Consider the following 1,397-nt stretch of genomic DNA (forward strand, 5'->3'; position numbering starts at 1 on the left):
GTATTGAAGATCAACCAGGTTGAATCCATAGGCCTTGGCCTGGGCAGCTGAAGCGCCCCAGGTGTAGTGCATCGTGGCCATGCGAACATCCCTCGTCTGATTCTGTAGCGCCCCGATCCGGCCTACTAGAGGGCCTATATTAGCGCCAAATCAATTAGCAACATGCCTTGATAGAATCATTGATCTTAAATGCATTGCCAAACGACATGTGCTTTGATCACGGCGCGCTGATTCTTTTGATGCCGCTACGCCCAAACCAACCCTGATACTGGACGTTCAGATCCAGGTTGACCCATTGCGCTGGCCGCTTCATACCCTTGCTTGGTCGTTCTGGCGCCGGGTGATCGCCTTGCGCAGTGCCGCGAAGTCCGACAGACCGGCCTCATTCACGACGACGACTTCGCCATCAATGATGGCACTCTCGACGCCCAGCGTTCGGGCCGACGCAGCTAGGTCGCGGTATTTGGAGGTCCAGTCGAGTCCGCGGCGGGTGAGAATCCGCGCACCGCCGGCATCGATGATGATCTGGGAGCGGTATCCGTTGAATTTGGCTTCATGCATCCAGTCATCGCCCTGGGGCGGCTTGGCAACCAAGGTAGGCATCATCGGCGGGACAAACTTCAAACGCATGCATTGACTCGCAAAACCGCGATTCAATTAGCACGCGCTTAATTAGTTCCGATTTTAACGAAACGTTGACCGCGCTGTCCTATTCTGGGACAGCGCGGTTAACCCCAAGGGCTGCGCAGGCGGCTCCGGCAATTCAGCACCCCGCCTCACTGCCGGAGCCGCTTCCACACTCCGCTAGAATACCAGCAGTGGTTGAATCAACTGTTACCGCACGTGCTTTCCAGTGCACTTTCCCACTCGTTAAACTTTGATGGAACAGGGCCTCGGCTTCACGGGTTTGACGCTTAGAAAAGTCGATCTCAGCGAGGACGCATGAACGGCCAAGATAACATCTGCAACGCCTGGGCCGCGCTCAAGCTGGTTCGCATGGCCATTGAACAGACATGCCCTGCCGGCGTGCTGCCGAGCGAAGAAGCCGTCCTGCTGCTTTATGGGCCAGAGCCGGTGCACGAGGGCGAAGCACTCGCGAAGGCAATCATTGAGACCGTCGGAAGGCTAAACCGGTAACGGCTATGGCAAGAAAGCCCGCGCCTCTGGCGGAGAGCGCGGGCCCCCGATCGGGTTGCGTCCCGATCTGCAGTGGGCAGCGGGGGGCATGCCCACTGGTCACAGACAATTTTTAGAAATCGCTAAAGTTCCGGCAAGAGGCTGTTACTGCGGGCGCAATAAGACAGGCGCGATCTCACTCCTCCTTCTCCGGCTTGAACCGCCTCACCACCACCTCGAAGACGATATCCGAAATCCACATCGCCGAGACGCCGATGAGG

General features: G+C 57.6%; 2 protein-coding genes. One reads left to right on the forward strand and one right to left on the reverse strand.

Going from position 1 to position 1,397, the window contains the following annotated elements; translation table 11 throughout:
* Nucleotides 1-309 precede the first annotated feature (309 nt).
* Nucleotides 310-657, reverse strand: a complete 348-nt coding sequence (locus EOA86_RS34675; RefSeq protein WP_245497477.1) for a hypothetical protein — start codon at nucleotides 655-657, stop codon at nucleotides 310-312.
* Between the two features lie 285 nt (nucleotides 658-942).
* Here EOA86_RS34675 and EOA86_RS34680 point away from each other — a divergent pair, with 285 nt between their 5' ends.
* Nucleotides 943-1,137, forward strand: coding sequence for a hypothetical protein (locus EOA86_RS34680; protein ID WP_128345617.1), 195 nt, complete (start codon nucleotides 943-945; stop codon nucleotides 1,135-1,137).
* Nucleotides 1,138-1,397 lie beyond the last annotated feature (260 nt).

It is taken from the genome of Mesorhizobium sp. M5C.F.Ca.IN.020.32.2.1 (genome assembly GCF_004023105.1).
In the GTDB taxonomy this organism is placed as follows: Bacteria; Pseudomonadota; Alphaproteobacteria; order Rhizobiales; family Rhizobiaceae; genus Mesorhizobium; species Mesorhizobium wenxiniae.

What these genes read in the sequence shown, in the direction of transcription:
- EOA86_RS34680 (WP_128345617.1), top strand. Translation starts at nt 943, where the DNA reads ATGAACGGCCAAGATAACATCTGCAACGCCTGGGCCGCGCTCAAGCTG.